Source organism: Paenibacillus tundrae, from assembly GCF_036884255.1.
GTDB lineage: Bacteria > Bacillota > Bacilli > Paenibacillales > Paenibacillaceae > Paenibacillus.
Window position 1 is genome coordinate 1,247,834 of the sequence record NZ_CP145605.1, and the last position, 24,998, is coordinate 1,272,831.

17 protein-coding genes are annotated in these 24,998 nt (G+C 46.4%); 9 read left to right on the forward strand and 8 right to left on the reverse strand.

The window, feature by feature from the left end; genetic code table 11:
- Positions 1-96 precede the first annotated feature (96 nt).
- Both V6W81_RS05415 and V6W81_RS05420 read right to left on the reverse strand, forming a co-directional pair.
- Positions 97-1,152, reverse strand: a complete 1,056-nt coding sequence (locus V6W81_RS05415; RefSeq protein ID WP_338541952.1) for a Gfo/Idh/MocA family protein — start codon at positions 1,150-1,152, stop codon at positions 97-99.
- Between the two features lie 90 nt (positions 1,153-1,242).
- Complete coding sequence (locus tag V6W81_RS05420; RefSeq protein WP_338541954.1) at positions 1,243-2,130, reverse strand: sugar phosphate isomerase/epimerase family protein; 888 nt, start codon at positions 2,128-2,130, stop codon at positions 1,243-1,245.
- A 131-nt stretch (positions 2,131-2,261) separates the two neighbouring features.
- On the opposite strand from V6W81_RS05420, the gene V6W81_RS05425 reads away from it, so the two are divergent.
- The gene (locus V6W81_RS05425; protein WP_338541955.1) at positions 2,262-3,158 is read left to right on the forward strand and encodes an AraC family transcriptional regulator; all 897 of its coding nucleotides are present in this window, start codon (positions 2,262-2,264) and stop codon (positions 3,156-3,158) included.
- Between the two features lie 159 nt (positions 3,159-3,317).
- Here the strand turns inward: V6W81_RS05425 and V6W81_RS05430 are convergent, their stop codons facing one another.
- Positions 3,318-4,001 (reverse strand): serine/threonine protein kinase, encoded by a 684-nt coding sequence (locus V6W81_RS05430; protein ID WP_338541956.1) that lies wholly within the window; start codon positions 3,999-4,001, stop codon positions 3,318-3,320.
- 810 nt (positions 4,002-4,811) lie between these two features.
- Here V6W81_RS05430 and V6W81_RS05435 point away from each other — a divergent pair.
- Positions 4,812-5,729: a PD-(D/E)XK nuclease family protein gene (locus tag V6W81_RS05435; RefSeq protein WP_145051258.1), complete on the forward strand. Its 918-nt coding sequence runs from the start codon at positions 4,812-4,814 to the stop codon at positions 5,727-5,729.
- Between the two features lie 186 nt (positions 5,730-5,915).
- On the opposite strand, the gene ald is transcribed toward V6W81_RS05435, so the two are convergent.
- Positions 5,916-7,049, reverse strand: a complete 1,134-nt coding sequence (gene ald, locus V6W81_RS05440; RefSeq protein WP_338541957.1) for an alanine dehydrogenase — start codon at positions 7,047-7,049, stop codon at positions 5,916-5,918.
- Positions 7,050-7,238: 189 nt separating this feature from the next.
- Between ald and V6W81_RS05445 the strand changes: the two genes are divergently transcribed.
- Positions 7,239-8,909: a PucR family transcriptional regulator gene (locus V6W81_RS05445; RefSeq protein WP_338541959.1), complete on the forward strand. Its 1,671-nt coding sequence runs from the start codon at positions 7,239-7,241 to the stop codon at positions 8,907-8,909.
- Between the two features lie 592 nt (positions 8,910-9,501).
- Positions 9,502-11,571 carry a hypothetical protein gene (locus V6W81_RS05450; RefSeq protein ID WP_338541961.1) on the forward strand — a complete coding sequence of 690 codons (2,070 nt, stop codon included), beginning with the start codon at positions 9,502-9,504 and terminating at the stop codon, positions 11,569-11,571.
- Between the two features lie 244 nt (positions 11,572-11,815).
- Here V6W81_RS05450 and V6W81_RS05455 read toward each other — a convergent pair whose 3' ends face one another.
- Both V6W81_RS05455 and V6W81_RS05460 read right to left on the reverse strand, forming a co-directional pair.
- Entirely contained in the window at positions 11,816-13,657 is a 1,842-nt protein-coding gene (locus V6W81_RS05455) for a sigma-54 interaction domain-containing protein (RefSeq protein WP_338541962.1), read from the reverse strand.
- 534 nt (positions 13,658-14,191) lie between these two features.
- Entirely contained in the window at positions 14,192-15,115 is a 924-nt protein-coding gene (locus V6W81_RS05460) for a proline dehydrogenase family protein (protein ID WP_145051247.1), read from the reverse strand.
- 232 nt (positions 15,116-15,347) lie between these two features.
- Between V6W81_RS05460 and pruA the strand changes: the two genes are divergently transcribed.
- On the forward strand, positions 15,348-16,895 hold the full coding sequence (gene pruA / locus V6W81_RS05465) for an L-glutamate gamma-semialdehyde dehydrogenase (protein WP_338541963.1): 1,548 nt from the start codon (positions 15,348-15,350) through the stop codon (positions 16,893-16,895).
- A gap of 186 nt (positions 16,896-17,081) precedes the next feature.
- Positions 17,082-18,389: an RNA polymerase factor sigma-54 gene (gene rpoN / locus V6W81_RS05470; RefSeq protein WP_338541965.1), complete on the forward strand. Its 1,308-nt coding sequence runs from the start codon at positions 17,082-17,084 to the stop codon at positions 18,387-18,389.
- A 166-nt stretch (positions 18,390-18,555) separates the two neighbouring features.
- On the opposite strand, the gene V6W81_RS05475 is transcribed toward rpoN, so the two are convergent.
- Positions 18,556-19,977 carry an aspartate ammonia-lyase gene (locus tag V6W81_RS05475; RefSeq protein ID WP_235540455.1) on the reverse strand — a complete coding sequence of 474 codons (1,422 nt, stop codon included), beginning with the start codon at positions 19,975-19,977 and terminating at the stop codon, positions 18,556-18,558.
- 360 nt (positions 19,978-20,337) lie between these two features.
- Here V6W81_RS05475 and V6W81_RS05480 point away from each other — a divergent pair, with 360 nt between their 5' ends.
- The 3 genes from V6W81_RS05480 (at position 20,338) to V6W81_RS05490 (ending at position 23,590) form a co-directional block, all read left to right on the forward strand.
- Complete coding sequence (locus V6W81_RS05480; protein ID WP_338541967.1) at positions 20,338-21,615, forward strand: methyl-accepting chemotaxis protein; 1,278 nt, start codon at positions 20,338-20,340, stop codon at positions 21,613-21,615.
- Positions 21,616-21,816: 201 nt separating this feature from the next.
- Positions 21,817-22,665: a hypothetical protein gene (locus V6W81_RS05485; RefSeq protein WP_338541968.1), complete on the forward strand. Its 849-nt coding sequence runs from the start codon at positions 21,817-21,819 to the stop codon at positions 22,663-22,665.
- A gap of 217 nt (positions 22,666-22,882) precedes the next feature.
- The gene (locus V6W81_RS05490) at positions 22,883-23,590 is read left to right on the forward strand and encodes a stalk domain-containing protein (protein WP_338541969.1); all 708 of its coding nucleotides are present in this window, start codon (positions 22,883-22,885) and stop codon (positions 23,588-23,590) included.
- A gap of 151 nt (positions 23,591-23,741) precedes the next feature.
- Here the strand turns inward: V6W81_RS05490 and V6W81_RS05495 are convergent, their stop codons facing one another.
- Complete coding sequence (locus tag V6W81_RS05495; RefSeq protein WP_056693981.1) at positions 23,742-24,716, reverse strand: ring-cleaving dioxygenase; 975 nt, start codon at positions 24,714-24,716, stop codon at positions 23,742-23,744.
- Positions 24,717-24,998: the final 282 nt, after the last annotated feature.

Genomic DNA, 24,998 nt, shown 5'->3' on the forward strand with positions numbered 1-24,998 from the left:
GAGGAATTCCTTTTGAGCAACCCTTCTTCATGTCTATCTTAGTCTATCCATCCACATCTAGCGTGAGATTCCATGCGTTTAGCCTACGAACAATCACTACACTAACTTCAGATGATCCCCAATCAGCACTTTCTGACCTGTGCGGGCACTTTCGAGAGAAGCAAGCACCATTGCCATACTGTACTGATTATCGCTACAGTGCGTTTCGGGAAGACGGCCAGTCTCTAGCGCAGAGAACATATCCTCGAGACAGCCATGATGCCCGGTTTTCTCCATCACAGGCAGTGTTCCTTCGATTCGTTCATGGGGCTGCAAGAACGACAGTTTGCCATCAGCCTCCCGCTGTTCCGCCGCAACGACCTCCGCATAGATTGTGTCATGACCATCCCAGATGGCAGTGCCTTTCTCCCCGGTAACACGCCACGACGCTTCCCATGAAGTAGGTGAACCTTCAGCGCACCAAGAACCGCGATAGTTGAATATCGAACCGTCAGACATTTCAAATATACAGATTGCCATCGCATTGCCGGTATACCAAGAGCCTGGAGGATTGAATTCATGACAATAAACGGATACAGGGTTCACTCCCATAATTAATCTAGCTTGATCGAAGGTATGTATGGACATATCCAGTAACAGCGGACTATCCATTACGTCACGAAATCCACCGAAGTGAGGGCCAAGGAAAAAATCAGCCCCGGCAAATCCAATTTTACCAATATGCCCATCCTCTATCAGTTGCCGATAGGCACGAATACGTGGATCGAAGCGGCGATTCTGCATGACAGCTTGAATACGACCTGTGCTTCGTGAAGTTTGCACGATGTCCTCGCATTCAGCGAATGATTCAGCCAGTGGTTTCTCGCCAAACACATGGCAGCCCTCTTGTAGCGCAGCCATAGATATACCGTAGTGGCTGGCTGGAATCGTTACATCGAATACAATGGTTGCGTCGGTAGCCCGAATGGCATCACGAATATCGGTGAACGTTGGACAGGTGAGACCATGTCTAGCCGCAAGTGCTGCTGCCACAGGCTCGTATAGATCGACAAGCCCTACAATCTCTGTGTTCGGTCTAGCCAGTGCGTAATCCACCCAAGTGTTGGACATGGCACCACAGCCGGCTATAACGACCCGATGTTGTTGAGTCACCTTATCATCTCCTCTTGCTTCTCATGATCTTCATCGATGTATGAACTGTGCATCGGCAAGGTATCTTCTCAGACACGATATTCCTGCTGTCTATACTGGATTCGGTACAAAATCCCCACCACGACATTGCTTCAGATAACGAAGGGCATGCACCTGTCCTGTCATCTCTAATTCGTCCTTGTAGACCGGATCATGCCAGCCTTCAATATCAATCGTGCCTTGGTATCCATGCTGCCGCAGAATCGTGATAATATCCGACCAATTGCTATCCCCGAAGCCTGGTGTACGATGCCATACAAATTCATGCGGTCCATGCACGCCATGCTCCTTCACAATATCCCAAGCGATGGTGGCGTCTTTACCATGGACATGGAACACTTTAGGTGCCCACTTGCGCAGTTGAGGAATCGGATCAATCAAGCTGACCATTTGGTGGCATGGCTCCCATTCTAGTCCGATATTGTCCTCTGGCACAGCATCGAACATCATCTCCCATGCGGTTGGATTGTGGGCAATATTCCAATCACCTGTCTGCCAGTTTCCACCCATATCACAGTTCTCAAATGCGATGCGCACACCGCAATCCGCTGCTCGGCGTGTTAGCTCTCCAAATACCTCTTTGAATTTGGGAATCGATTGATCGATAGGTTGATCGGTCAACCGTCCTGTGAATCCAGAGACGATATCTGCGCCGAACAGATGGGCATGATCGATAGCTCGCTCCCAGCTTGCCAGGGTATCTGCGTTATTGCCAGCCCCGGTAAGTGGATTACCGAACACGCTAAGTGCAGAAATGACAACATTATGTTCGTCTACAATCTCGCGAACACGTTTGGCGGTTTCCGTTAGATCCAAGTCTCCTGTCGTCTGCCAGAAGGTCAGATTGAATGATTCGAAGCCGTGCTGCATAATCTGTGGGATGACGCGAACAGCGTCTCCTCCACCGACCAGGGTACCTATACGCAATGGATTATTCATCGTTGTAATTCACTCCAATATTGGCTTATAGTAACTTCATGACACACTCATTATATCCGGGCATCTGCCAGATAGCTCTATACAATCTTGTGCAATATTAGTCCGATCTTGTGGGGAAGGAGCCATTGGCGATGTTAGACCTGAAAGCGCTTCACGAAAATACCCGGATTGATCATAAATCACACCCATTTCAATTGTTTGAGAATCGTTTCAAGCAGATGAAAGCTGGCGAATGTATTTTATATTTGCATTGGCATGAGCACTTTGAACTCATTATGATGCGCAGGGGCAGTGTCCTTTTTCATATTGATAGTAAACCTTACGCTGCGGAAGCAGGCGAGCTCATTGTCATTCCAGGTGGGGCGCTGCATGTTGGATATGCCGCTCAAGAGGGGGATGTGGAATACGACTCGGTTGTAGTGAATCCAGCCTTATTTCATGATTTTATGCATGATCCAGTTCATATCCAGTACGTTGCTCCCTATCTAGAGGGGAGAGTGAGGTTCCCGGTAAAACCTGCTGACCAAGACGATGTCTGTCTCACGTATTATGCATTGATGCATGAAGCGATTGAAGAGATGTCCTTACGGCCTCCGGCTTATCAGCTTGTGGTGAAATCTAAATTGCATGCCCTATTCACGATGCTTGCCCGTACATTTCTGCCACAGCAACGATCAGAGCGGAGCACGAGGTCCTATTTTCCCAATCGAGAACGATTCAAGCAGTTGATTGAACAGGTTGAGGCGACACCTACATCCAAAATCTCAGTGACCGAAGCGGCGAGCCAAGTTGGACTGAATGCATATCATTTCTGTAAAATGTTCAAAAAACTAACCGGTCGTACATTCGTGGAATATGTGAATGGATGCAGAATGACAGAAGCAGAACGACTGCTGCGTGAGAGCAGTCTAACGATTACGGAGATTGCCGCTAGAGTGGGATGCGAGAATGCCAATTATTTTACTAAACTATATAAAAAATATAAGGGAATGACTCCCTCACAGGGAAGGGTGGAGAAAGAAAGCTAAGAGTCCCGGAGTTGATGAATTGATAAAGAATGAATTGATTAAGAATCAAGAATTCGCTAGGGATTGAGGACTCTAATAGATGGAGAAATCAGAACAAAATCAGAAAAAAACGGACGCTCGCACAAAACTGCGAGTGTCCGGTGGATTCCTATCATAAGACTACTTCATAAATCGGGAGAATAGCCGGTTGGCTTTTCTGGAGAGGTCGTCCAGCTTAATGTTGGCCTGATCCAGTTGGTTGTACCCCCATTTGATCGTTTGCAGCATACGTGGAGACAGTGGTGTCCCCTTAATCCGAGGATAGATATTGTGATACGCCCAGACAAGGTGTTCCCAGCGATGATCGTTACCGTCTTGAATGTATTCAGATACGTCCAGAACTTTACCGCGTCCTTCTTGGAGTAACACATTTTTCAAGTGAATGTCCCGCGGATTGAGTCCACGACTACGGACCGCCTCGCGAGCTGCGTCCACATCGAGCATTACTTGCTCAGGAACGGGTATCCCTTTCTCCAGACATTCCAGCAGTGTGTCCCCAGGCTCGTAGCTAATAACGAGAATATTCCTGCCGCTGCCGTAATAGGTGGGGAAATAAGGTAAACCTTTGAGCTGCTCGTATACTTCTTTTTCATTTTGTAACTTGTCCAGGGCATGATCCGAGTACATTTTGAAGGCGTATTGTGGCAAGCCGTCATACGTAAATACGGCGGCATCTGTACCTGTGCCGATGCAGTGCAAGTTTTCCACTTGGCCAATGATGTCTACAAGCTCATTCCGGTCGCTTCCGATGACTTGGATCTGTTGCAACGCTTCTTCTGCCTGGAACCAATCCGGTCGATTCATGGGTGGTGCCTCCTTTAAGGATATGCCTCTAATCCTCGTTCAAATGAATACATCTCATCTTGTGCTCAGCATGATGATATTATATAAACGATACGGATATCATCGGAAACGGTTGCGGGTATAAGAAAAAAACAGCAAAGCATAACTCACTAAAACAGAAAAGATGTAACGAGTGCGGCAGTAGATGAAAAGTTGTAAAATTGAAATACTAGCGAGTTACGTTAAGGTTTCGTCATGCTCACAATTTTAGCTCTGCTGCGGCACGAGTAGCATGAAATGAGCTCGAACCTATATCTTACGAACGTGAGACACGCTATTTCGCAGATATGGCACTTACTCGGTATTTAGCGAACTCAGGACACCTTATTGTAGTTATAAGTAGTAGATCAGAGCACATTATTAACCTTTTTCGTGAAATAAGGCTGCTGAAGTTCGTTACAATTTCAACATTGCTCAAATAGAGGTGATAAGCTCGTCTGAGTTCGTTAGGACGTGTCTGAAAACTCGCTGAAGAGTAAGTCTTTTACTGCCTTTTCGCCCCCTGCTGCGTCACTTTCCCTTGACGTGTCCTGGCATGCCTGCGGAAAATTTTCTGGCTTAGAACGGAAAATCGGCAAAACAGGGGGCCTTCGGATTTTCAGACACGGGTATGATGAATTGAATTCATTTATCGTATCTATTCCCAAGTCTGCTTATAATCAAAAGCGGATTTTTTGAAAAAAATCATAAGGGATCTTGTACAGATCGTACACAACCATACAACCTACACAATGTACGCAGATCCTGTTATGCAGAAAGGCAGATTAACTTATGGCACAGTACCCTCAGTGGTCTTACTCGCAGTCGCGGGCAAGCATGTTCGATGAGTGCCTGCGCAAATATTATTATCATTATTACGGAGCGCATAACGGCTGGAAAACGGAAACAGCCGATGAGATGCAGGTGCGGCTATACCGCTTGAAGCAGTTAAGCAATCTATACTTGGTGTTTGGTGATCTAGCCCACCGGATGTGTGAGTCTGCTGTACGCAGTAGAGAGGAAGGCAAGGATAAGCCACGCGAGCACTTCTTGGAGCAGATGATGCGCAAATTGCTCAATCAAGCCTATGTGGAATCCATGGATCAAGATCAGTGGCGACAAGATCCGAAGAATCGTGTGATGTTATCCGAAATGTATTACGGTGACGATACGTTGGACGACCGAATTGCTACGATTAAGGAACGCGTCTCTGCTTGTGTGAGTAATCTCTATCAGACACTGACATGGGAGGACTTATCACGCGCTAGCACAACGATTCTGGAAATAGAGAAATGGGATACCATGTTGCTGCATGACACTCGTGTATATGTGAAGATGGACTTGTTGTACCGCCGTCGTAATGGCAATATTGTCATTGTTGATTGGAAGACAGGCAAGGAGGATGATTTCTCCGATCAGCTGATGTTGTACGCATCCTATGTCAAGGAGCATTACCAAGTTCCGTTAGAGCAGATTGAGCTAAGAGTGGAGTACCTTTTGACAGGGACACACAAACAGTATACGGCAACGGAAGTGGATATAGCGAAAGTGGAAGAGAACGTTGGACGTTATATTGAAGAGATGCGGTCTTGTGTCGCGGATGAATACTATAATCGTCCGAAGGACGTCTCGTATTTCACACCGATGCCTTCGCGTCGTGCCTGCCGGGATTGCAACTTCCGAGAGGTATGCAGTGAGCGTGCTGTCTGAGCCAGGGGAGTAGTTCCGGGACGTGCATGGACGGTATATTGCAAAATAAAACTAGAAGCGCCAGTCTGGACACTACTGCCCAGACTGGCGCTTCTATTGCGTTCCACAGGCTTAAGGAGAGAGCCTGTGGAACGATAATGTTCAAGATCATCTGACCGCCACGGGTTCTCCGTGAGCTGTCATGTCTTACTGGACAGTGGCTGCATTCTCCAGCGCCTGTCCTGCAGGGACATAGGCATGCCCGAGATCCCGAGCAACAGCCTCATACGTGATATGTCCATTCAGCGCGTTAACCGCGCTGCGAATGGACGAGCTACCGCGAATCGCTGCGGCTGCACCATGGTTCGCGAGTTGCAGTGCATAAGGCATGGTGGCGTTAGTGAGCGCCACAGTCGATGTGCGCGGCACTGCACCAGGCATGTTAGCGACCGCGTAATGAACGACTCCATGCTTCACATAGGTGGGTTCATCATGGGTTGTAATATGATCAATGGTCTCGACAATTCCACCCTGATCAATTGCTACATCCACAATGACCGAGCCAGGTAACATGGTCGTAACCATCTGCTCACTGACCAAGGTAGGAGCTTTGGCTCCTGGGATCAGCACGGCACAGATGAGCAGATCAGCTGATGCTACCGCTGCTGCGATGTTGGATGGGCTCGACACCAGCGTATGGATCTGGTTGCCGAAGATATCATCTAACTGGCGCAGCCGATTCAGATTCAAATCAAGAATGGTAACGTCAGCTCCGAGTCCAATGGCAATTTTGGCCGCATTGGTTCCAACCGTTCCTCCGCCAATAATGACAACTTTGCCGCGACTAACACCAGGTACACCGGATAGCAGAATGCCTTTGCCACCCTCGGTTTTCTCTAGAAGCTGGGCTCCGATCTGGGCTGACATGCGCCCAGCCACTTCACTCATCGGTGTAAGCAGAGGAAGTGTTCCGTTTACTTCCAGCGTTTCATATGCGATAGCGGTCACCTGACGTTCTATTAGAGCTTTAGCCAGAGCAGGCTCTGCGGCAAGATGAAGGTAGGTGAAGAGGATGAGACCAGGTCTGAAGTAGTCGTATTCACTTGGAAGAGGCTCCTTCACCTTCATGATCATATCGGATTCGGCCCAGATCGACGCGGCCTGCTCTTTAATTTCTCCACCTGCCACTACATATTCTTGGTCTGTGAAGCCACTGCCGAGTCCAGCGCCTTGTTCGATCATCACCTGGTGACCGGCTCTGACGAAATCAGCGGTTCCAGCAGGGGTTATTGCAACTCGGTTTTCATTGTTTTTGATTTCTTTGGGAATTCCGATTCTCATCACCATGCACCTCGTCCATTTATTGGTTGTTAGCTTATACTACAAGTTTATGACTTGGATCGTCGTTTTGCACCTTGCTTAATGTCTATGTTTTTCAAGAAAACATCAACATATTGTCGAGAAAGTCTATTCAGGACATTTGTCTTTCGATTATAATGTAAGAAAAAATGACATATAGGAGAGCCGATATTGAGAAATGATCGTGTGTTTACGATAAAGGATATGTTGGATCGTCCTGTTTTTGACAGAGCAAGGCTTGCAGCAGGTAAAGAGGGATTGTCTCGGCAGGTTGGATGGGTTCATGTGCTGGAGATTACCAATGTCTCTCCATTTGTTAGCCCTCATGATCTTATTTTATCCACTGGACTATGGCTTCAATCGGCAGAAGGTCGTGAGGAATACCTGTTGCAATTGATTCGGAGTGAGGCGGCAGGGCTATGCGTGGAGTTTGGCACAAGTATCTACAGCATTCCTGAACAATTAATTGAACTGGCTGACCGGCATCAATTTCCGTTGATTGTATTTGAACAGCCGGTTCGTTTTGTCGAGATTACACAAGACATTCATTCACTGCTTATTAATCACCAACACCAGTTACTCAAAAGCTTGGAGTCATACTCTCGCAAGCTTCAGCAGCTAACTCTTCAAAGTACGGATATGTCCGCAGTCATGAACCTATTGCACAACTATGCGGCCAAACCGGTAGTATACATTTCCTCAATGGAGCCTGGGAGCTTCGTTCCCGATCTCTCACCTGAGTCTGAACAGGCCATCTATACGTGGTATGAGCAGGAGGTGGAGCATCTGGATCTGAATGATTCTGATACAGAACTATGGTTCCATCTAGATGAGGACAATGTGCTGCTCTGCCATCCGGTTGTCTGTTTCGGTCAGGTGTTCTCTGCAGTAGGGATGCTTGTCCATCCAACAGCACCTGTAGAATATCTCAAGCTGCTGCTGGATTACACAGCCAAAGCCGCTGCAACGCTCACCTTACGATCCCAGTTCTTAGAGGAAAAGATGGTGCGGAACCAAAATGAGTTAATCCAGGATCTGATGAACGGCAATATTCATCAAGAGGAGCAGGCGCAGACTCGGATGGGATTGCGTTTGTTGGTAAAGGGACAGTATTGGTTCGCAGGAGGGGTCATGGAGATTGAGCATCAATGGAAGGGAACAGGTCGGGAACGAATGGAAGCTAACCATCAGGACATTCTTGTACTGCTCCGCTCCTTGCTCAAAAAGAACAATTTAACGAGTTTAATTATGCTGAAGAATAATCAGGTATACTTGTGCTGTGCGAAGGAAGAGATTAACCTGTCCACGCGCGACCAGTTACTTCGAGCACTGGAAGGCATTGTTGGGGATGTTACACGATTTGCGAGTCGCAATCTGAAGCAAGTCGCAATTCGTGTCGGTTTTGGCAAGTTAAGAAGTCGCTTGACTGAAATGCATGATAGTCTTCAAGAAGCATATCAAGTCATTGAAGTTTCACGAACTGTAGATCAGATGGAACATGTTCATTTCTACGAACGTATGGGTATATATCAAATGTTAAAAGCTTTGCCTCAATCCTTCCTACAACCATTCGTCAATGATCATCTAGGTGTGCTGATCGAGCATGATCGGGCATATCATCTCCGGTTGGTCGTAACACTGGATGCTTATCTACGTAGTTTTGGCTCCAAGCGGGATGCTGCTGCCCGATTATTTATTCATCGGCAGACATTGTATAACAGGTTGGAGAAGTTAGAGGAGTTGCTCGGTTCGGACTTCATGGATCAAGGGAGAAGAATCTGTCTGGAGATGGCGCTTCTCGCCCATGCGATGATTGAGGATGAACAGCTTCACCATCGCTAGAACCTAAGAAGCATAGCGTAGAGATTGTTCATTCCATTGGTTCTAAGCGATGGTTTAGCATTTTTTGCTGATGCGGTATGTGGGTTGCATTTCTGTAGTCAGAAAGGGCTTGTTAAGTATCATACGACGTCCGCGTTGTAATTTTGGTTGATTAGTGATAGAAGCAAGGGATAGGAAGGGGGGCGCCACTAAACGATAGGGGGATGAAGCACGCTTGGCTTCCGAAGCCTCCGTCTTGGAGGAAAGAGTCCTCATTTGGCGCATCCACTCATTTAATCGCTCTGGATGGATTCCGATTTGCCCGCTCAGATTACAGATATCGAGGTTTTTTCTCACACAAATCCGCCTTTCCAAGAATTTCGAGAAGTATAGATGATGAAAGGGAAGCATGATAATCGAAATCAGTTGATCAGTGGAATGCATTCATCAATACGTTGTTAAACGTTTACATGTCCGTATTGGAGTCTTTTCTATAATTTGGCTTTTATCGAGATTTTATCATTTTATACTTGATTATGCGTCTCAATATAGTCTCAATTTGATTGAAAAATAAAGTATATTGAAAGTACTAGTACTAGTACGGAGGACATAGATGGGAAACAGTGGTGAATCACGATATGATAGTTATTTTGGTCAGGGCAAACGATTTATTGGACGAATTCAAGAACTGAATATGTTGAATCAATGGTTTGCTGATTCGGTAGCGCCGCTCACTATTTTTTCGGTAACGGGTATGGGGGGCATAGGCAAATCCTCCTTACTCTCGGAGATGATGGCTGTATCGCGTAATCGGGGGGCAACCGCAATCTGGATGGATGGTAGATTCTGCGGCTCGACCCCTTCGGTTTTTCTGGATTATTTATCTTCGGCGGTAGGGCTGGAGACGATGGAGAGTGGAGGGGATTGTACGCCATTAAGTCGTCTGCGTACCGCATCTGCTCGAAATCGATACGTTATTGCGGTGGATAACTATGAGGAACTGTTTTTGCTGGAAAGTTGGTTTCTTGAGGTATTTGTTAACAAAATTCCGGCTAACGGTGTACTTATTATTTTGGCATCCAGACCAGAGCCTGCTTCAACTTGGCGAACACATCCCCGTCTGCAGCAATGTCTAGTTCAGATGCCGCTACAGCATTTTACAGATGAAGAGGTAACGAATTATATTGCAGGTGTGGGTACGTTGAATCGCCATATGGCAGGCAAGATCGCTCGTATGACGGATGGTCATCCGCTGGGTCTTGCACTGGCTGTGGAAGCGGCAGATCAGCATTGTAATATACGTCTGAGGGAATGGGCTGAATTATCACATATGGTTAGTGCCCGTTTGTTGCATGAATTGACATTACCCAGCTTGCAACCGATGGTAGAGGTGTTAACCCTACTAGAGACCGCGAATCAAGAATTGTTATCCTCTGTACTGCAAACAGAAGTGACGCTACAGGAATACCAGGTTCTGAAACGAATGTCGTTTATTCGTTCTGATCCGAGCGGTGTGGTCTTACATGATCTAGCACGACTACATTTGCTGCGGGATTTCCGTCAACGAGAACCACAACGAGTGCAAGCTATGCGTGTCCGTATTGCAGGTATCCTGAGACCGTTGCACGAAAAAGCGGAGCCGCACGAGCGCAATCAAATCACCAGAAAGATGCTGTTATTATGCCAAGAGTCGATGCTACAACACCGGAAATACGCAGATGTTTCTGCTGACTCCCTGTTCACGCCAATGGAGGCAATGAAGATGGAGGACATGCCGGCACTCCAGCAGCTGCTTTGGCAATGGTGCCAATATAGCGTAGAACCGTGGCAGGCACCGCTATATCGTGATTTTCTGGACGAATTGGCACGTCGATATCCAGAAGGTATTGTGGTTATGCGGGATAAAAACGGTGAACCGATTGCGATGTTTGTTACTGTTTTTTTGCACCGGGAGAGCAGCGAGATTCTACTCAAGTATTTTCCCGATGAAATGCAGGAGTGTTTTACGTCTGATGAAATGAAGTGTGAGCCGGATCAGGCGGATACACATTATGCGGTTTTGGTCGCGGCTAGAGATGATGTACCCGGATATAAGCGTGAAGAGCTTGTCGGTTATATGGCGCTGGATCGGTTGTCGTTACTGGGGGATGGGGCTAGAGTGTTACTGGTGGCCACCAATCCGAATCTCAAGCTTTTTTTGCAAAGTATTGGTTTTCAGATGCGAAAAACCCGTACCCGTGTATGCGACTTGTATGACGAGCAGGCTGACGTGATGGAATTGGATCTGCGCAAAGAAAAATTTGGGGATTGGGTCATGTCTCTGCTAAACACAGAGACTTTAGCTAATGGCACCTCCCATTCAACGGCGGTTAAAGAACGGATGTCATGGACGGAAACGGACGTCCGCAAAATGCTGGCGCTATTGCATTCTCCTGGAGAATTGCAGCCTTACGCCGAGCGAATGAACGGTATGGAGAATGGCATCCAATTTCAGATGTATGTGCTGGATTTGCTTGAGGGAAGAACGCATGGTATCTGCCAGCAGGATCAGATGCTGCTGTATGCGGCCTATTGGACACATGCTGGCAATCCAACTGCCGCTGCACAGGTATGTTCCATGAGTCGTGCGACCTTTTATCGCCATCTACGAGCTGCCCTGAAGCGGTTAGCGCGGGTGTTATAAGTCAGGATTCGCGTGCGTTAGGGATGGATCGATGAGTAGTTGAAAAAAATGAATAGATGGATAGCTGAAGAAATGAATGCATGAAAAAAGTGGATGAATACATGCAAAAAGACACGCAGTAGAGGCTGGTGAACCGTTACTGCGTGTTTAGTGTGAGCACTTATTTATTTTTATGGAACTCAACGGTTCAGGATCGAACTAGCGGAGTGTTGTCTAGTAATGGCATTCGCACCGCGCCGAGGGTCTATAGACCAAGCCGCTTCATCCGGTTGTATAACGTTGCTCTTGAGATGCCGAGCTGACGAGCAAGGGTGCGTTTGTTTCCTCCCACGTCTTGTAGATATTGGAGTAATAGCTCTGATTCGAATGCATCAAGCCGATCCTGATAGGAAGAGGATGAAGGTTCGCTGGACTTCCCTAACGTCTCCGAATGAGTGTCATCAGTAGCGTTAAGCCCGCTGACTTGTGTCTCTGATTGAACAACATCTGAACTTGCATACGAATGAAGAGATAGCGCCTGCTGATTGTTGATCTGTTCTTGGTTCATGGATATAAGTAGCGATTCGGGTAGATAATCCGCCTTAACCTCGCCATCCGTGGTGAGAATGGTAATTCGTTCGATGACATTCCTTAGTTCCCTTACGTTACCCGGCCAGTCATATTCGAATAACAGCTTAAATACGGCTGGAGGTACAAGTTCAATATGCCGGCTATACAACAAAGAAAACTCTTGTAGAAAGGTCTGTGTTAATTCATAAATATCCTCCTTCCTTAGACGTAACGGAGGAATGATCAGATTAATGACATTCAGCCGGTAGTATAGATCCTCTCTAAACTGACCACGTGCGATCATATCCATCAAATTCTGATTGGTTGCTGCAACGATCCGGCAATTCGCCTGCTTCATGCGTGTTCCACCTACGGCAAAGTAGCTTTTCTCCTGCAATACACGGAGTAGCTTAACTTGTAGCTCCAGCGGCATCTCGCCGATCTCATCTAGAAATAATGTTCCGCCTTCTGCAAGCTCAATTTTGCCCTTCTTGCCCTTCGGATCAGCTCCAGAGAAGGCTCCCTTCTCATAGCCGAACAATTCACTTTCGAACAAAGAAGCAGGAATGGCACCGCAGTTTATGGCGACAAAAGGTGCAGTTTGTGGCTCGCGCAGATCGTGAATGGCTTTGGCGAATAGCTCTTTACCTGTGCCGCTCTCCCCGAGAATGAGTACTGTCGCTGAGGTGGTGCTAATTTTGCGGATCGTTTCCAGGCATTGTTTGATGACTGGGCTACTGCCTTTGATTTTGGCAAAGGGATCTACGTCCGGACGCAGCCTGGCGACAGCCTTTTCTAGATGTTGAACCTTAGAGGTCATGTGCAGCAATTCCTGGTGAAGTCGGATTTCAGTTGTTATGTCCACTTCGGCTGCGACTGCTCCAACAATTCGGCCATCCAGATACACCGGACGTGCATTGATTAAAGCGAATAGATCAGGTCTCGGTTGATGCTGTTTACGATATACCGTCTCGCCAGTGTAGAGTGTTTTGAGTGATTGAAGTCGGTCAAGTGGGAAGAAATCCGCCGCGGGCTGGCCGATGATATCCTCTCTACGAATCGAAAATACATGCTCGGCATCGGAAGTCCAGTAGGCTACTTTTGCCTCCTCATTAATTAAAGTGAGTGCAGTACCTGCCGTTTCCAGTGTGGTTTCGAAGTAGGCTTCCAGAAGGCGGTGAGCGTGATACATCTCTTGCAGTAGATCGGATGCGGCAATATAACCGAGGATATGCTCTGCTTCGCCTTGAATTAATACATATGGACTGGCATAGAAGAGAGGCAGGCAGGTTGCCAGTTCCGTCGATGATAAGACTGTTGGTATAGGTATTCGTTTATGGGATGGGGACTTATCGGTTTCGGACGTTTGGGGTATCCATGAATATCCTGACGTATCGCGAACAAAGACAGGTCCCTGAGAAGTTTCACGGTGAGTTGGTTGTGAAGCTATTCGATGAGTGTACTCCATAATGGTCTCGCCCTGAATGATGAGGTCAGTGCGTAATAAGGACATCAGATTGGGAAGTAAATGTTTCAATGCGATCACCTCAATTAGAACATTGCGTTATTTAAAAGGAAGTATGTGTAGTCCTTCTATAACAAATGGTTAGGACACCCATAATGTTAAACATATTATAGCTTTCCAAATGATGTATGTATATATTTTTTGACATCAAATGGTTAGGTATGGAGGTGTTGCGTCGCAGAGTATATCAAACAGATAAAGTATGCGTTTACAAAACGATATGTATTGTGCAAATGCTGATATGACGTTGTTCTGGCGATATAAAAAGTAATATGTAAGTTATATAATGTGACATCGTAATGTTTTAATTTTTAGATAATTTACGGATGTGTTTAGGATGATTTGCAAGAGATTATTGGCAGGTGTCTAACTATTTGTACACTTCAATTTGGGGATGTTAAATTTTTAGACATTGTGGTGGATGTGAAATAAGATAGTTAAGAGGAGCATGGCGAACATGAGGAAAGGCGAAGGAACACAAGGAATGCGAAGAAACATGCCAACCTTGAGAGATGCAGGTTGGCATGAGATGAAAGTAAACACATATTATCTGAACATATTTTTGACAACCATCCAGAGGTTAGCCGGTTTTTCCGCCAGTCGGCGAGTATAGTAGGGGTACCACATCGTGCCATAGGGAACGTAACAGCGAATCCGATATCCCTCTTGCGCCAATCGCTCTTGCTCACTCATGCGTAAGCCGTACAGCATCTGAAATTCATACGCATCTGGTGAAATTCCTCGATCTTTCGCGTATTGCTTCGTCCATGAGATGATGTGGTCATCATGTGAGGCAACTGCGGTATAGACACCTTGGTCGAGATGATGCCGAATCATCAATTTGAACTGTTCAATGACTTCCGAGGCATTTTGATAGGCCACTGCAGCAGGTTCTTTATAAGCGCCTTTGACCAGCCGAAGCCGAATCCCTTCCCGAATCATATCCCGTGTGTCTTCTACTGTTCGATGCAAATACGCCTGTAGCACCGTACCTGTGTTCACCAGTCCTTCACCATGCAGACGGCGAACGATATCCAGCGTCGCTTGGGTAAACGGACTGTCTTCCATATCGATTCTCACAAAAAGATCATGTAATTGCGCCTGCGCAGCAACGGCGCGAATATTCTGATAACCTTCTTCGGGGTCAAGGGCAAGCCCCATCTGCGTAGGTTTAAGTGATACGTTCGAATCCGCTTGCTGACGAGCAATGCCGTCGACAAGTCGTAGATATTCATCCCGATACAATGCTGCTTCGCTCAAACGAGTAATCCCTTCTCCGAGATGATCCAGGGTTGCCATGATGCCTTTATTGTTGAGTATACGAATCTCTTCAAGTGCTTCCTCGAGTGTATTACCGGCAATAAACTTCCCAGCGAGCTTTTTTCCATATTTAATAGATAAATTCTCTACAGCTTTGTTGCCTGCAACAGTTAACAGCGTTTTGCGGTACATCTCCGTTCCAATACTCATCCTGCTTCCTCCTTATGAATCATGCTCCTGATACCAACATATCTAGCAAGAATCGTGCCAAATCTACAGCGTGGACGTATACATCACCAATGAATTATGGAAAGCATCTAATCTCACCAAAAAAGTTACAAAAATATTCCTACCTCAACCGGAGTTGGCACGGATCTTGCTACATATATTGGATGAGACCCAGCCAGCGAACATATATTACATCCTGAAGGAGGAATTATTTATGAATATCCCTTTTGTGAACGAACCCTTTACGTCTTTTGCTAACCCAGCCAACCAAGAGGCTTTTGAGAATGCGCTTCGTCAGGTGGAATCGGAGTTAGGACAACAATATTCTATGATCATAGGCGGGCAAAAGGTAACCAGCTCTCGCACATTAACCTCCGTGAATCCTGCCAATAAAGAGCAGATCATCGGCACGATCTATCAAGCTGATCAGGAGCTGGCAGAGCAAGCGATCCAGACTGCGGCAGAGACATTCCGTACGTGGAAGCATACAGACCCGAATGAACGCGCACGATTGTTGTACAAAGCGGCAGCGATTATGCGTCGTCGGAAGCATGAATTCTCTGCTTGGCTTGTATATGAGTCAGGCAAGACATGGCCAGAAGCAGATGCAGATACAGCGGAAGCGATTGATTTTATGGAATTTTATGCGCGTGATATGCAGCGGCTGAGTCAGCCTCAGCCACTGACACGAATTGCGGGAGAAGATAATGAGCTAACCTATATTCCACTTGGCGTAGGAATTGTCATCCCACCATGGAATTTTCCACTCGCCATTATGGCAGGCATGACATCGGCAGCACTTGTATCGGGCAACACCGTTGTATTGAAGCCAGCTAGCACAACGCCAGTAATAGCAGCAAAGTTCATGGAGTTGCTGGCTGAAGCGGGATTGCCAGACGGAGTCGTCAATTATTTGCCAGGGCCAGGAAGTGAGGTCGGTGATTATCTGGTGGATCATGCGTTGACTCGATTCATTAGCTTCACAGGTTCAAGGGATGTTGGACTGCGTATCAATGAGCGTGCGGCTCGCACGGCACCAGATCAGAAGTGGATCAAACGGGTTATTGCCGAGATGGGCGGCAAAGACTCCATTGTGGTGGATAATGATAGCGATCTGGAGCTTGCAGCAGAATCGATTACCGCATCGGCGTTTGGTTTCTCAGGTCAGAAGTGCTCTGCGTGTTCCCGTGCCATTATTCATAAGGATGTATATGATGAAGTATTGCAAAAAGTGATTGAGCGCACGAAGCAGTTGACGATGGGAAGTCCGCTCGAAGTAGGTAGCCAGGTTGGTCCTGTTATTGATGACAAGGCATATGCCAAAATTAATGAATATATTGAAATAGGTAAAAGCGAAGGAAGATTGGTGCTGGGCGGTGGAAAAGGCAGTGCAGAAGGTTACTTTATCGAACCGACTATTATTGCGGATGTTGATCCTCAGGCTCGCATTGCACAGGAAGAGATTTTTGGCCCTGTGCTTGCCTTTATTAAGGCGGAGGACTTCCAGGATGCTCTGGAGATTGCCAACAATACCGATTATGGTCTGACCGGTGCGGTGATCTCACGGAATCGTGAGCATTTGCTGCAGGCTAGACAGGAGTTTTTTGCAGGTAATTTGTATTTTAACCGGAAATGTACTGGCGCGTTGGTGGGCACTCATCCTTTTGGTGGATTCAATATGTCGGGTACGGATTCCAAGGCAGGCGGAAGAGACTATCTGTTGCTATTTACCCAAGCGAAGCTGGTATCGGAGAAATATTAAATACGCGCTAAGTTTGGTCTTCAAACGCTAATCAAGATTAAGGCGAGTCTTAAATCTCACTTAAGGGCACATGCTCTAGATTCTTGTGTTATGATGTGTTCAAAATATGTACTCCAATAGGTGTTCAAAATAGACATACTCGTGCTTCGATATAAGTTCTCACACTGCCGCTAAGGAGGGAGACGGATGCTCGGATTGCAGTTGGTGCAGGAGCAGCGTGTACGACTGGCCATCACACCAGAGATGAAACAATCCATTCATGTATTAACGTTGTCCAGCCAGGATTTGGCTCGATATCTTCAGGATGCAGCAGCAGATAATCCCGTTCTAGAAATTGAAGAAACCACAGCACGAGTAGCTCGGCTCCCTGCGCGGCTGAATCAAGGTGGAGGAAGCTCTTCTTATGATCCGTTACTCCAGATCAGAGGAGCTGAACCTACGCTTGAACAGTTGTTGGCATCACAGATTCGTGTGCTCGCACTGCCTGCACAGCAGAGAGCAATTGCCATATATTTGGCTGGATGTGTCAATGACGATGGTTATCTCGCGGTTGATCTGACTGAGGTGACTTCGTTACTCGGTATATCCATGGATACGGCGATGGCAGGACTGGATGTGCTGCAATCGCTCGACCCGGCGGGTGTTGGTGCCCGTAGTTTATGCGAGTGCTTGCTTCTGCAGATAAAGCGTGATCCATCTGCTGCTGCTTATGCGGAACAGATGGTGGGCGCAGGACTGGAGGCCTTAGTTCCCTTCCATCCAGGCCGAGCAGGTGCAAGGTTAGCGATCACTTCTCAACAAGCGCAGAAAGCTTATGATTATATTTCGAGTTTGAACCCTAAGCCTTGCCGCTCCATCGGCTCCAAGGAGTATCCGCACTATATCATTCCGGATGTGGCTGTAGCTGTTCGAAACGGAGTGATTAGTATTCGACTGTGCTCAGCAGGTATCCCGCGAGTATCTATTAACGAAGAGTACGCTCATTGGTTCAGAGATCCTTCTACGGATGAGTCTTGGCTGGCACGTACGGCAGAAGCAAGAGCGATCATTCGTAGTGTATATTTGCGGCGAGGGACATTAATACGCGTGGTGGCAGCGGTACTGGAGGAGCAGGAGCGGTTTATGTCTGAGGGGCCATCTGGATTAAAATCACTAAGCATGACAGCCGTTGCTGACAACATTGGCATGCATGAGTCAACAGTTAGTCGCGCCGTCCACGGGAAGTATGTTCAAACGCCGCATGGCGTATTTGAATTGAAGGCTTTCTTCACTTCGGGCATTGCAACAACTCAGGGAGACCAGATGTCGGCATCGGCAGTAAAGCTGAGGTTAAAAGCATTGATTGCCACGGAACGTGCAGATCGCCCGTTCTCCGACAGTGCCTTAGCTACATTGCTGCAAAAGGAAGGCATCATCCTCTCGCGTAGAACGGTCGCGAAGTACAGGGAAGAGCTCCAGATTTTATCCTCGCTTGAGCGCAAGCGATGGGGATAAATAAGCAAACGTATTGCTAGTAGTCCAACATATCGAACCGCACAATAACGGTAGACAGCCCCCATTAACCGAGTACATACCGGTCTACGGGGGCTGTTAATTTTTATATTTTGTTGTGTTCTGTCCAGATAGCGAGTCGTTTGAACGATTTGAACAAAAAAACGGACTATTGCTCCATATTAAGCAGGAATCGCTCACCAGCAATACCTGGTGTAGTCATCTGCTCTGGATGCAAAATTTCCTCAAGCTCTTCTGGGGTCAACAGACCTCGCTCCAGAATAATTTCTTGCAGAGAAGCACCTGTTTTCAATGCTTCTTTTACAATTGAGGCTGCCACATCGTAACCGAGGTGTGGGTTGAGAGCTGTGATGACACTGAAGCTCTGTTTCATAATGATTTCACAGCGTTCCCGGTTTGCTTCCATCTCTTCGACAGCATAACGGGTAAATACGTCGATACCATTATTCATGATTTTCAATGATTGTAACAAGTTAAACGCAATGACAGGGCCCATGACATTCAGTTCGAATTGACCTGCTTCACAAGCCATGCAGATGGTATGGTCATTACCCATTACCTGGAAGGATACCTGATTAATGACTTCAGCCATAACAGGATTCACTTTACCCGGCATAATGGATGAGCCTGGTTGGCGCGGTGGCAGACGCAGTTCGTTGAAGCCTGCACGGGGACCTGAAGCCATCATACGAATATCGTTACAGATTTTGGAGAGATTGACTGCACATACTTTCAGCGCAGCAGACAGCTCCATGTAAGCATCTGTATTCTGAGTAGCATCCACGAGATCCTCTGCCGTTTGCAGCTTCAATCCTGTAATATCCGCCAGATGCTCTGTAACCTTAACGATGTATTCCGGCTTGGCATTCAGACCTGTACCTACAGCCGTAGCACCAAGGTTGATGGTCAACAAGCGGCGATTAGCAAAATCGAGACGTTCCATGTCACGACCAAGCACCCGAGCATACGCACCGAATTCTTGTCCAAGTCGAATCGGCACCGCATCCTGAAGGTGGGTACGTCCTACTTTGACAACATCGTCGAATTCCTGCTCCTTCTTACGGAAGGCATCCTGAAGCCGTTGCATTGTCTTCAGTAAAGTTTCCGACAGATGATAGGCTGCGATGCGAAGGGCTGTAGGTATGACATCGTTCGTTGATTGGGACATATTGACATGATTGTTGGGATTACAGTGGAAGTAGTCCCCTTTGTTCTGCAACAGCAGCTCCAGTCCACGATTGGCAAGAATTTCGTTCATATTCATATTCATGGAGGTGCCCGCACCACCTTGAATGGAGTCTACAATAAAATGATCAATATGATGACCCTTCATCATTTCTTCAGCAGCCATAACGATCACATCGCCAATTTTGCGTGGCAGCATTTTTAATTCCATATTCGTGACTGCCGCTGCTTTCTTAACAGCAGCCAGAGCCGTGATTAGTTCGCGGTGCACGGGAACGCCGGTAATGGGGAAGTTTTCTACTGCCCGTACCGTCTGTATTCCGTAGTACGCATAGTCAGGAATTTCTTTTTCACCGATAAAGTCTTTCTCAGTCCTTGTGGACATTTCGTTCGCCTCCAGTGGCATCCAAAAATAGGTCAACTCTGGCATAGCCAAAGCGCACTCAGTATATCATTTAAGCAAAATGGATGCCAAGCTAAATCATTTGGCCCTAAATTCCGATAAATAATTTAAATTAAAAATATTACCCGACGTTGAAGCTAACATGAGATGATTTAAGGTTATAACATGCGATAGGGACGGATGTACCTGTTTTGTGCACGAGTTGAAGGGGGAGTCATTCATCTTATAAATTATGCACTATAAGGATGGAAAGGTATTCATATAGCGTTTTCAGTGATGAATGTCACATGTATTTTGGGTAACGATTGGTAAAATAGGAAAAAAGGACTATGAGGTGCGAATATGAAGTGGACTTTAGGCGCAAAGACAGTCGCAGGTCTGGTATTGATTTCAATTATTACATATGGAACTAGCGGCTTTTTTATATTTTTTCTCCAGGATTGGTTCTCATTTAATATTCCAAGCTGGTTATACATTTCAATCGTTCTTGTGATGGGGGTATGCTGGAACGGTATCCTCGGTTATTTTGCATCACGCTGGCTAACTCGTCCAATTGTACGTCTGGCCAAAGCGGCGCAGCAAGTTTCATCGGGAGACCTGACTACGGAGATTCCGCAGCGTCGTACCGCTGATGAGCTTACGGTTCTGTACGATGCTTTTCGGGCAATGGTAACGAATCTACGTGGCATTGTGAATGATATTGCGGATAGTACACGGACAACATCCCAGAATGCCCAGTCGCTAAGTGAAGCCATTACACAGGCTGCTGAGCAAATAGAGATGATGTCAGATGCGGTAGATCATATCGCTGTCGGCGTAGAAGAGCAGAAAGTGACATCACAGCAATCATTAGTGACTGCCGACGAGATGCTTGGCGATTTTCAACGTATGCAGAATCAGTCCATGGGCATGGCTGAAATGTCCGGTCAGATGGAACGTTCGGTGGAGCATACGAAGGAGACTTTCTCTTCCCTGATGAAAGGGATGGACGAGCTGGCTGTATCGCATAACCGTTCTCGTGACATTATGGTTCTACTTGAAAAGGAAGCTTCGGATATTGAAGCCATTACGCAATCCGTTAAGAATATCGCAGAAGAAACGGGACTGCTTGCCCTTAATGCATCCATCGAGGCTGCACGGGCAGGAGAAGAGGGCGCTGGATTCGCTGTCGTTGCACAACAGATTCGCAAGCTCGCAGACGAGAGTAAAGATTCCGTACATCGGATTAATGAGTTAATTAGCCGGGTTCAGCAGCGGATCAGAGACACTGCTCAATTGATTCACGAACAGCATGGGCTTGTCGTGAATGAATCCCAGCGGACGATTAACGTAGATCAGACGTTACAGGAGTTGACGGGATCTGTGGAGGTGTTCATGAGAGGTGCGCATGATATCGGCCTCAAAATCGCGGATCAGACGGGACGCGTAGAATTGACACATGGTCATGTGAAGCAAATCCAAGGTAAAGCAGGTTCATTCTCGGATGAAGCCAAACGGATTATGAGCGCTGCACATGAAGAAACGGCGATTATGGAGGAAATTTCTTCTTCTGCCGAAGAGCTGAGACAATTGACTGATCGTTTGATGGACAAGACCAAAGCATTCCGGATGCAGCCTTGAGCTGTGTCTGGAGTGTTTTTTTACTTTATTTGCTAAAAGAAGTGTTAGAATTTTGCTTATTTTGGTTAAACCCGAACGTTCTTTCGTAAAATGAAAAGTTTGTAAAGATATTTTTATTAAACATTAACAAAAACGCAACGCTTGGGCGATAAATGACGGTATAATAGTCATATTCCATGAAAAAAGAAGGAGCCCAGTATATTGAAAACGACTTGGACAGGTATCCTGCTGATGATTATTTTGGCGGTAGCTACGATTAGTACAACTTCCGCTGCCAAAACAACCAATGTACAACAAAAACAGCTTAACATAGATGAGCAATCCAGCCAGACCGAAGCGGTTGTGGCTTCTGATATCGAAACAAAAAAAGAACATTCACTCCAACTGGAGGCATCTGCGCCGAGCAACAAGGAATATGTGTCGGTAGCGCCAGAAAATGATGCCATTCGATTATACCCGATGCAAGTAGAGGGTTCTGGATATATATATAAAGGCTTAGTGCTTGAGGCAAACGGTATGACTCGCGAGTTCAGTGATTGGACAGCAGAGGGTGGAAGCAACAAACCGGAAATACATGAGATTGATCTGAACGGTGATGGGCAAAAAGAGATTGTCGTTATGTTTACGCAAGGTCATGGAACGGGAATTTATTTAGGCCAGGCATACATTATTCATCCTGAAACGTTGGAAGTCATGAAGATGCAATCGTTAGAAGATATTGTGAAGCAGCATGTGGAATCGAATATTAATGTTACGGCAGGTCAGGTGGCCATTGACGTGTCCATTGATGGGGTTAAGGGAGATCCCATTCGGATAGAGGAGGACACAGAAGGGCTGCAATACTACGATCAACTTCTGTTTGGTGATGTCATCTATTACGGTTTGGAGAACGGACAGCTGGTTGTATCCGTATCGGGCGCCTACGGTTTTGCCGTGTATGGCGGTGAATTGAAGTTCGCTTATGGCTATGAGGATGGCGAATGGAAGGCCGTGAACGTGCATTATACGAATGAAGAATACGAAGACGGATATGAGGAGTCCTTTGATTAAGTGGTGTAACAGACGATTCGCATGAACGGATATATATAATATGAGCTATACGGACAGTGGGGCTGAAAAAATCGGAAAAGTACAGCCTCATTTTGTGCTGTCTAAAAACAAACAAAACATAAAAAAATACCAGATTATTGTAATAAATAAATTGACATTTTTACTTTAGTGATTTAAATGTATAAAGGACAACTCATTTCTCAGGGAGGGATTAGTAGTGAAGAAGAAGGTTGTACTTGGATTGATGGTAGGCACACTGACGTTAGGGATTGGTACTGGAGCATTGGCCGCAACGGGATTGGAGCCAATTAAAGCATACCTCAACAGCAAGATTACGCTGAAGTTAAATGGGGAGACGGTGACAGCAAAGGACGCTAACGGCAAGGCCGTATTGCCCATTACCTATAACGGAACGACGTATTTGCCGGTTCGTGCGGTGGGTACACTGCTTGGAACTGAAATTTCATATGACGGGGCAACTTCTTCCGTCCTGATCGGTGGGACAAATGGGTCAACGCCAGTAACGAACAATAAATTAACATTAAGCTCTTTGGGAACATCGGTGCTCGGATCTACTGCATGGCATACCAAAGATCCTGCGGAGACATCATACAAAGGCAAGGACTACAAAGACGTGTATCTGCATAATGATCCTTCGACACAAGGAAGCGATATCCAGATTAACACGGGCAAAAAATATTCATCCCTTCATGTGGAACTGGCAGCTCTTAAAGGCAATCAGAAGATTCAGGTTGTTGATCAGGATCGGACTGTCCTGAAAACAGTGAATATTACGCCAGAAGACGGCTTGATAAGTCTAGACGTGGATGTTAAAGGCACAGAGGCTGTCTATGTCGAGATCGTAGCTGAAGATCCGGGTTCAGCGCTGTTTGTACCGCTCACAACATCTTATCTAACAAATTAAAATAGAACATTTGCATGATGCACCAACTAAGGTGACTTAATTAAAAAACGATTATTCACGATGCATCCTCGCTTTCTATTGAGAGGATGCACCATCGTGATAATCGTTTTTTTTGCAGAAAGCAGTATGATGTGAATGCTGTTCGTCACTTTTAACGAATAACGGTATCGAGTGGTTTGAGTTGTGCTTCAATCTCTTTGCGGCGACCTTCCAAGAATGGTGGCAGGGCTAGAGATTCACCGAGAAATTCAAGCTCTTCGTCCGTATCGAAGCCAGGGCCATCGGTGGCAAGTTCGAACAGGATGCCATTGGCTTCTCGGAAATACAGGGAACGGAAGTAGAAGCGATCTACAAAACCTGAGTTCGGGAATTTGAAGTTGCTTACACGGTCTACCCATTGCTTCAGTTCTTCCTCGTTGTCTACACGGAAGGCAACATGGTGAACACTTCCTCGACCAGGACGTTCAATTGGTAAGTCGTTTCGTTCTTCTACATGCACCTCAGTACCACTTCCGCCGTCACCGGATTCAAAGACCAGAATGTCGGGCTGGCCTGTAACCAGAGCAGGGTATGAACCTTTAGAGCGGAAGCCAAGCAGATCCGTAAGAACAGGGGTTGTCAGCGACGCATCTTGAACCGTCAGATGGATTGGACCAAGACCAATAATACCGTATTCAGCAGGTACAGGGCTTCGATCCCACGGTTTTCCTCCAGGGACACCTGAATTGTGTTCATCTGAGACTAGAATCAAACGCTGGTTCTCGAAGTCCGTAAAGGAAAGGGTCAATCGACCACCCCGCTCCGTAATTTCACCGTGAGGTACTTCGTACTCATCGAAACGTTGTAGCCAGTACGTAAGAGCTGCATCGCTCGGAACACGCAGGGATGTTGCCGAGATGCTGTTCACGCCTTCGCGTGTCTCGCCAGCCATTGGAATCTCGAAGAAGGTAAGCTCTGTGCCAGGGTTACCTTTCTCATCGCCATAGAAGAGGTGATATACTGATACGTCATCTTGATTGACCGTCTTTTTGATAAGGCGAAGACCCAAGACATTGGTATAGAATTGATAGTTATTAGAAGCGCGTGCGGTTAAAGCCGATACGTGGTGAAGTCCTTTGATTAACATATGAATTCCTCCTAAGTAGTGTAGATGTAATACAATGCTCTGTGTTATAGATGAGAGTTGTTGTTTTATTTATGAAAAAACTAATTTTAAGTTACTAACTTTTAGTTTGTTTTGTTCTTGAATTTATCTTAACATAAAGATAATAACAAAGCAACAGGTAAGTTAATCACTGTTATGAGGCTTGATGTCAGTCCTGACAAACTGGAAAAGAGACATGGACAATCGGATAGAACGATGGCAAAATGAAGAATATCCCAGGATGATCTTCGCTCATTCGGGAGT